The organism is Sutterella sp. (assembly GCF_052272535.1).
Classification (GTDB): domain Bacteria; phylum Pseudomonadota; class Gammaproteobacteria; order Burkholderiales; family Burkholderiaceae_F; genus Sutterella.
This window is the reverse complement of sequence record NZ_DAVZJY010000104.1, coordinates 1-8,085: the sequence shown is the minus strand read 5'-3', so window position 1 is coordinate 8,085 and position 8,085 is coordinate 1. Positions and strand designations below refer to the sequence as shown.

At 65.5% G+C, this 8,085-nt stretch carries 6 protein-coding genes; 4 read left to right on the top strand and 2 right to left on the bottom strand.

All coding sequences use genetic code 11. The features are described 5' to 3' along the window. Together rarD and ACT6Y9_RS06595 are read right to left on the bottom strand one after the other, a co-directional pair. The coding region (gene rarD, locus ACT6Y9_RS06600; RefSeq protein WP_443743935.1) for an EamA family transporter RarD at positions 1-620 on the bottom strand (620 nt) is incomplete at its 3' end. A gap of 91 nt (positions 621-711) precedes the next feature. Further along, on the bottom strand, positions 712-1,911 hold the full coding sequence (locus ACT6Y9_RS06595; protein WP_295480837.1) for a M20 metallopeptidase family protein: 1,200 nt from the start codon (positions 1,909-1,911) through the stop codon (positions 712-714). 657 nt (positions 1,912-2,568) lie between these two features. Between ACT6Y9_RS06595 and ACT6Y9_RS06590 the strand changes: the two genes are divergently transcribed. From ACT6Y9_RS06590 to gsiD, 4 genes are all read left to right on the top strand, one after another. After that, positions 2,569-4,449 (top strand): ABC transporter ATP-binding protein, encoded by a 1,881-nt coding sequence (locus tag ACT6Y9_RS06590; protein ID WP_443743936.1) that lies wholly within the window; start codon positions 2,569-2,571, stop codon positions 4,447-4,449. Positions 4,450-4,511: 62 nt separating this feature from the next. Beyond that, a complete protein-coding gene (gene gsiB / locus ACT6Y9_RS06585; RefSeq protein WP_443743934.1) occupies positions 4,512-6,044 on the top strand; it encodes a glutathione ABC transporter substrate-binding protein GsiB in 1,533 nt (510 codons plus the stop codon). A gap of 121 nt (positions 6,045-6,165) precedes the next feature. Beyond that, on the top strand, positions 6,166-7,086 hold the full coding sequence (gsiC, locus tag ACT6Y9_RS06580; protein ID WP_443743933.1) for a glutathione ABC transporter permease GsiC: 921 nt from the start codon (positions 6,166-6,168) through the stop codon (positions 7,084-7,086). 44 nt (positions 7,087-7,130) lie between these two features. Then, positions 7,131-8,033, top strand: coding sequence for a glutathione ABC transporter permease GsiD (gsiD, locus tag ACT6Y9_RS06575; RefSeq protein WP_443743932.1), 903 nt, complete (start codon positions 7,131-7,133; stop codon positions 8,031-8,033). Positions 8,034-8,085 lie beyond the last annotated feature (52 nt).

Here is an 8,085-nt window from a genome sequence, read left to right as displayed (position 1 = left end):
ATGGCGGGCGCCTGCGTGAAGGCGAGCTCGCCCTTCGAGGCGAGCCACCCGAGCCAGCCGAGCGCGAGGGGCGTGAGGATGAGGCTCTCGAGCGTCAGCCCTTCGACGCTCCCCAAAGGTGCGGTCTTGCGGATGAGCCCGTAGAAGGCGAAGCTGAGCGCAAGGACGAGCCCGAGATAGGGCGGCACGCCCTTGGTGATCGTGATCCACGCGACCCCGACGGCGGCGAGCGCGACGGCGGCCTTCTGCACGCCGCGCAGCCGCTCCCTCAGGAAGATGCTCGAGATGAGGATCGTCACGAGCGGATTGATGAAGTACCCGAGCGACGCTTCGATCGTGTGGTTGGAGACGATCGCGTACACGTAGGTCCCCCAGTTCGCGCCCACGAGGAGCGCCGAAGCCGTGAAGACGAGCATCACGCGGCGGTTCGTGAGCGCGGGCTTCACCCAGGCCGTGCGCTTGATCGCGATGATCACGAGCACGATGAAGACGAGCGACCAAACGATGCGGTGCGCGAGGATCTCGAGCGCGCCGATCCCGGAGAGCGCGTGGAAGTAGAAAGGAAAGAGCCCCCACATGATGTAGGCGCTGAAGGTGCAGAGGATGCCGTAGGGAGACATGATCGGGGACTTCGTTCAGTCGGAAAACTCAGGGGGGCCCGGCGGGACAGAGCGCGCGTCCGGCCGCCGGGGGGCTTCAGGGAAGACCGCCTCAGGCGAGCGCGGCGAGCCGCTCGAGGGCGACGCCCGCGAGCATCGTCGCGGCGGCAGGGATCACCTCGTCGTTGAAGTCGAAGGTCGGGTGGTGGAGCGCTGCCTGGTGCACCTCGTCGCGGATGCCGACGCGGATCATGGCGCCGGGCACCTTGAAGAGGTATTCGGCGAAGTCTTCGCCCCCCATCGAGACGTCGATCGGAGCGGCAGCTTGCGCGCCAAAGCGGCGCGTGACGAAGCCGCGCACGTGCTCGACGGCGTCGGCGGAGTTGATGAGGGCGGGCGTGAGGCGGTCGTAGCGGAAGTCGCCCCTGCAGCCTTCGCTCTCGGCGATGGTCTTCACCATGCGCGCCATCTCGGCTTCGATCTGGCAGCGCACGGGCTCGCTGAAGGTGCGCACCGTGCCCGAGAGCGTCGCCTCCTCGGGGATGACGTTGGGCGTGTGGAAGCGCCCGGCGTTCACCGACGAGATGGAGAGGACCGCGGGTTCGATCGCGGAGACCTTGCGCGAGACGACGGTCTGGAGCGCGCAGATGAGAAGCCCCGCGGCGGGCACCGGGTCGATGCCGAGATGCACGCGCGCGGCGTGCACGCCCCGGCCCGTGAGGGTGATGTAGAAGAAGTCGGTCGAGGCCTGTGCGGGACCGGCGCGCAGCCCGAAGACGCCCTTGGGGAGCGCCGGTTCGTCGTGCGCGCCGTAGATCTCCTTGACGTCGTACTTCTCGATCACGCCGGCGTCGACCACCGCGCGCGCGCCGCGGCCGATCTCTTCGGCGGGCTGGAAGACGCCCACGACGCGGCCGGCCCATTCGCCACGCTTCTCATGGAGGTAGCGCAAGGCGCCAAGGAGCCACGTCGTGTGGCCGTCGTGCCCGCAGGCGTGGCAGCGCATCTCGACCGTGCTCCTCCAGGGGTTCTTCGACTGGTCGGGCATCGGGAGCGCGTCGATGTCGGCGCGCAGCGCCACCGTCGCGCCCGGCCGCGCGCCGTCGATCACGACCACGACGCCGCCCTTGACGACGTCGGCGTCCACGTTCGTGATGCCCCAGCCGCGGAGCGTTTCGACGATCCGGCCCACCGTCCGGGCCGTGTCGAACCCGAGTTCGGGATGCGCGTGAACGTCACGGCGGAAGGCCGCAAGCTCGTCGGCCCAGGCGCCGATTTCGGGGAAGACTTTGTTCTGAAGCACGTACTGCATTTTTCTCTTTTCCGCTTCTTTGATTGAGTGGGCGGGCGCTCTGGCGTGAGCCCCCGCCGGAGGTTCAGGCAACGATTATCGGCCGCGGCCGGCACCCCGCGCCTGCGGCGAACACCTAAGACGGCGCCTTCGGGACGCAAGAAGACGCCTTCCTCTGCCCGTCCCTCCTCCCCCTCGCGCACCACTTCCGCACCCAGGCGCACCACCGCGAGGCCAAAACAGATTTCAAGCGCACCGTATGCGTGCATTCGACGCCAAAGCCGTGCGTTTCGCTCTGGTTTGGCTTTTCCGACCGGATTAATCCAACGCGTTCGATGTTGCTGAATGGTCTCTCACCTCCTTTCCTGCAGATCCGCCCTACCGCATTTGCGCCGAATCAAGCCGCAGGCGCTTAGTGAACATGCATACAACTTTTGCCGCAGTCAGTGCTAACCCGGGGTGGGGTAGTCTGAAGTTTCGCGCCGCCCGGCGCCGCAGGCCTTCGACGGGGTTCCCATTCACAAGCCGTCGAGGGACCGGACCGGGGGTGCATGACGACTGAGGAGCCGCTGCGGCACGCGGCTTGCTTCTCGAGTCATGGGGCCGTCCGGGGCCGCACGTCCATTGGGTGCAGCACGGCGGCCGCTCCTTTGCCAAACCCCAAGAATTCAAAAAATGATGGAAAGAGCAGCGAGCAACTCCAACTCCCCGCAGAACGCCCAGCCGGTGCTTGAGGTCGATCACCTGCGCGTGCAGTTCTCCTCCGACAGCGGCGTCACCACCGCCGTGGTTGACGAATCCTTCGTCATCCGCCCGGGCGAAACGCTCGCGCTCGTGGGCGAATCGGGCTCGGGCAAGTCCGTGACGTCCCTCTCCGTGATGCGCCTCGTCGAGCACGGAGGCGGCAAGATCGTCAACGGCTCGATCAAGCTGCGCTGCCGCGACGGCCGCGTCGTGGACCTCACGAACGCCTCGCGCTCGGAACTCCAGAAGCTGCGCGGCTCCGAAGTCGCGATGATCTTCCAGGAGCCGATGACCTCGCTCAACCCGGTCTTCACCGTGGGCGCGCAGATTGCGGAAAGCCTCACGCTCCACCGCGGCATGAGCGAAGCCGAGGCCCTCAAGGAGGCCGTGCACCTTCTCGAACTCGTGCGCATTCCCGACGCCGCGCGCGTCGCGCTACGCTTCCCGCACCAGCTCTCGGGCGGCATGCGTCAGCGCGTGATGATCGCCATCGCGCTCGCCTGCAAGCCGCAGCTCCTCATCGCCGACGAACCGACTACGGCGCTCGACGTCACCGTGCAGGCCCAGATCCTCGCGTTGATCGCCCAGCTCCAGAAGGAGATCGGCATGGCGGTCCTCTTCATCACGCACGACATGGGCGTGGTGGCGCAGATCGCCGACCGCGTCGCCGTCATGCGCTACGGCGAGATCGTCGAGTCGGGCACGGCGAGCGAAATCTTCACGCACCCGAAGCACCCCTACACGCAGGCGCTCCTTTCGGCCGTGCCGCGCCTCGGCAGCCTCAAGGAAGTCGACCATCCGTGCTTCTTCCGCCTCATCGACCCGGACAACGGCCAGGTGATCGAGCCGCGCTCGGACCATCTGCACAAGCCCGGCGACGTCATCCTCGAAGTCAACGACATCGTGAAGACCTTTCCGGTGCGCACCGACTTCTGGGGCAACCCCACCTACGTCGTGCGCGCCTGCGACCACGTGAGCTTCAAGCTCCGTGCGGGCGAGACGCTCTCGATCGTGGGCGAGTCGGGGTGCGGGAAGTCGACGACGGGCCGCGCGGTGCTGCGCCTCCTCGACGTCGACTCCGGCGACATCCTCTTCAAGGACAAGTCGCTCGTGCACATGACGCGCCGCGACCTGCAGGTCGCGCGCCGCAACCTGCAGATGATCTTCCAGGATCCGTACGCGTCGCTCGATCCGCGTCAGACCGTCGGCTACTCGATCGCCGAGCCGCTGATGATCCACAACGTCTGCTCGAAGTCGGAGATGTGGGACCGCGTCGCGCAGCTCCTGAAGCGCGTCGGCCTCTCGCCCGACATGGCGAACCGCTATCCGCATGAATTCTCGGGCGGCCAGCGCCAGCGCATCTGCATCGCGCGCGCGCTCTCGTTGCGCCCCAAGGTGATCATCGCCGACGAGTGCGTCGCGGCCCTCGACGTCTCGATCCGCGCGCAGGTCGTGAACCTCATGATGGAGCTCCAGGAGGAGATGGGTCTCTCCTACATCTTCATCTCCCACGACATGGGCGTCGTCGAGCGCATCAGCCACCGCGTCGCCGTCATGTACCTCGGGCAGATCGTCGAGATGGGTCCGCGCCGCGCCGTGCTCTCCAACCCCCTCCACCCCTACACGCAGAAGCTTCTTTCGGCCGTGCCGATCGCCGACCCGGCCGAGCGCAACCTCCTGAAGCTCCTCAACCTCTCGGACCTCCCGAGCCCGGTGCGCAGGGTGGGCGACGATCCGGTGATCGACCCGCTCGTTGAAGTCGAACCCGGCCACTTCGTCGCGCGCCATCAGGTCGGGCAGATGCCGGGCGCCTGATCCCTCAGGACGTTCGGCGCAAGTCTTTTTCCGACCACTTCTCTCAACCCAAAGGAAAAGCCATGAAAGCTCTGAAAGCGCTTCTTCCGCTTCTTCTCGCCGGCGCCGTCGCCGCGGGGGGCGCGCAGGCCGCCACGAAGGACGTGACGGTGGCCGTCGCCTCCACCTTCACGACGCTCGACCCGTACAACGCCTCCGACACGCTCAGCCAGGCCGTTGCGAAGTCCTTCTACGAAGGCCTCTTCTCTTTCGACAAGAACATGAAGGTCGTGAACGTCCTCGCCGAGTCCTACGAGGCCTCCGCGGACGGCCTCACCTACACGGTGAAGCTCAGGAAGGGCGTGAAGTTCCAGAACGGCGAGGACTTCACCTCCGCCGCCGTCAAGGTGAACTACGAACGCGTGATGGACAAGAAGAACGGCCTCAAGCGCTTCGTTCTCTACTCCAACATCGCCAGAATCGACACGCCCGACGACTTCACGGTGGTCTTCACCCTGAAGAAGCCCTTCTCGGCCTTCATCAACCAGCTCGCGCACCCGAGCGGCGGCATGATCTGCCCGAAGGAGCTCGAGAAGTGGGGCGCCAAGATCGCCTTCCACCCCTGCGGCACGGGCCCCTTCGTGATGAAGGACTACAACCCGAGCGAAGTGCTCAAGGTTGAGAAGAACCCGAACTACTGGCGTGCGGGCTATCCGAAGGTGGATTCGATCACCTGGAAGCCGGTCGTTGAGAATTCGACCCGCGTCGCGATGCTCCTCACGGGCGAGGCCGACTACGCCTTCCCGGTTCCGGCCGAGCAGGTGAAGCAGATTGAGTCAAAGGACGCGGTGCGCCTCGACATCACCCCGTCGATCATCACGCGCTACGTCGAGATGAACCTCACGAAGAAGGTCTTCGAGGACATCCGCGTGCGTCAGGCCCTCAACTACGCCGTCAACAAGCAGGCCCTCGTCAAGGTCGCCTTCAGCGGCTACGCCGACCCTGCGACCGGCGTCGCGCCCATGGACGTCGACTACGCCGTGAAGCTCGGCCCCTGGCCCTACGACCCGAAGAAGGCCCGCGAACTTCTGAAGGAGGCGGGCTACCCCAACGGCTTCAAGGTCGAGCTCTGGTCGGGCTACAACCACACGACCGCCGCGAAGATCGTGCAGTTTCTGCAGCAGCAGCTCGCGCAGGTGGGCGTGAAGGCCTCCGTGCGCACGCTCGAAGCCGGCCAGCGCACCGCGATGGTCGAGTCGGTGAAGCCCGAGGAGTCCAAGCACGAGCTCTACTACATCGGCTGGTCCTCCTCGACGGGCGAAATGGACTACGCGATCCGTCCGCTCCTGGCGACCTCGAGCTTCACGCCGAACGACTCCAACGAGTCGTACTACTCCAACAAGATGGTCGACGAGAAGCTCATGGAAGCGCTCGCCACGACCGGCCGCGAGAAGAAGGCCGAGCTCTACGCCGACATTCAGAAGCAGATCTGGAACGACGCGCCCTGGATCTTCCTCGTCAACGAGAAGAACATCGCCGGCAGCGCCAAGAACCTGACGGGCTTCTACATCCAGCCCGACGCGAGCTTCAACTTCACCGAACTTGAAGTGAAGTAATGCCGCACCTCCCTGCGGGAAAAGGCGCCCCGTCCCCGACGGGACGGCCGCCCGCAGGAGCGGCGGACAAAACGACAATCACAAAACCCACACCTCCTCCCAACACCGTGCAGGCGAGTCCATGCTGAGATATTTCATTAAAAGACTCCTGGGCATGATCCCAACGCTCATCCTCGTGGCGATCTGCGTCTTCTTCTTCATCCATCTGCTGCCGGGCGATCCCGCCCGCCTCGCCGCGGGTCCTGAAGCCGACGAAGCGACCGTCGAGATGATCCGCCACAGCCTCGGCCTCGACCGCTCGATCCCCGAGCAGTTCCTGCACTTCGTCTCGGGCGCCGTGCAGGGCGACTTCGGCACCTCCATCCGCTCGCAGCGCCCCGTGATCCAGGAGATCAGCGAGCGCTTCGGGCCGACGCTCTACCTCACGCTCGCCTCGATGTTCTGGTCCGTGGTCTTCGGCCTCGTGATCGGCGTCGTTTCGGCGGTCTACCGCAACAAGTGGCCCGACCGCTCCGGCATGACGCTTGCCGTCTCGGGCATTTCGTTCCCGGCCTTCGCGCTCGGCATTCTCCTGATGGAGATCTTCTCCGTCGAGCTCGGGTGGCTCCCGACCGTGGGCGCCGCCTCCTGGAAGCACTACATCCTGCCCTCGATCACCCTGGGCGCGGCGGTCGCCGCGGTGATGGCCCGCTTCACCCGCGCCTCCTTCGTCGAGGTGCTCCACGACGACTACATCCGCACTGCGCGCGCCAAGGGCGTGCCGGAGACGAAGATCGTCGTCAAGCACGCGCTGAGGAACGCCCTCATTCCGGTGGTGACGATGATGGGCCTGCAGTTCGGCTTCCTCCTCGGCGGCTCCATCGTGGTCGAAAAGGTCTTCAACTGGCCCGGCATGGGGCGTCTGCTCGTTGACGCCGTGGACATGCGCGACTACCCGATCATTCAGGCGAGCGTGCTTCTCTTCTCGCTCGAATTCATCGTGATCAACCTCGTGGTGGACGTCCTCTACGGTTGGATCAACCCCTCGATCCGCTACAAGTGAGTCCTCTCGGAACCGCTTCATAAGAATTTGGAGAAAAAAAGAAGATGAGTACCTCTACCGCAGTGGATCCGCGCAACGCCCGCTCGAACGACGCGCTGCGCACGCCGATGACGGAGTTCTGGCGCAAGTTCAAGAAGCAGCCCGTCGCCATGGCCGCGGCCGCCTTCGTGCTCTTCCTGATCGTGGTCGCCGTCCTCGGCCCCGTGATCACGCCCTACGATCCGGAAAACTACTTCGACTACGACATGCTCAACGAGGGTCCCTCGGCTGCGCACTGGTTCGGCGTTGACGCCCTCGGCCGCGACATCTTCTCGCGCATCGTCGCGGGCACGCGCATTTCGCTCGTGTGCGGCTTCTCGTCGGTCTTCGCCGGCGCCGTGATCGGCACGATCCTCGGCCTCATCGCGGGCTTCTACGAAGGGTGGTCGGACCGCGTGATCATGCGCATCGCCGACGTGCTCTTCGCCTTCCCGGGCATCCTGCTCGCGATCGGCATCGTCGCGATTTTGGGCGGCGGCATGTTCAACGTGGTCGCGGCCGTCGCGATCTTCTCGATCCCGGCCTTCGCCCGCCTCGTGCGCGCGAACGTGCTTTCGCTCAAGAACCAGACCTACGTCGAAGCGGCGCGCAGCCTCGGCATCAGCGACTCGATGCTGCTCTTCCGCCACATCCTCCCGGGCACGATCTCGGTGATCCTCGTCTACCTCTCGATGCGCATCGGCACGTCGATCATCACCGCGGCCTCGCTCTCCTTCCTCGGTCTCGGCGCCCAGCCGCCGATGCCTGAATGGGGCGCAATGTTGAACGAAGCCCGCGCGGACCTCCTCACGGCCCCGCACGCGGCGATCTTCCCCGTGATCGCGATCTTCCTCACGGTGCTCGCGTTCAACCTCCTCGGCGACGGTCTGCGCGACGCGCTCGACCCGAAGGTGGATACGAACCGCTGACCGACATCCAAAGTCTGCATTCCCTTGAAGGGGGCGGCGCGGGATTCCGCGC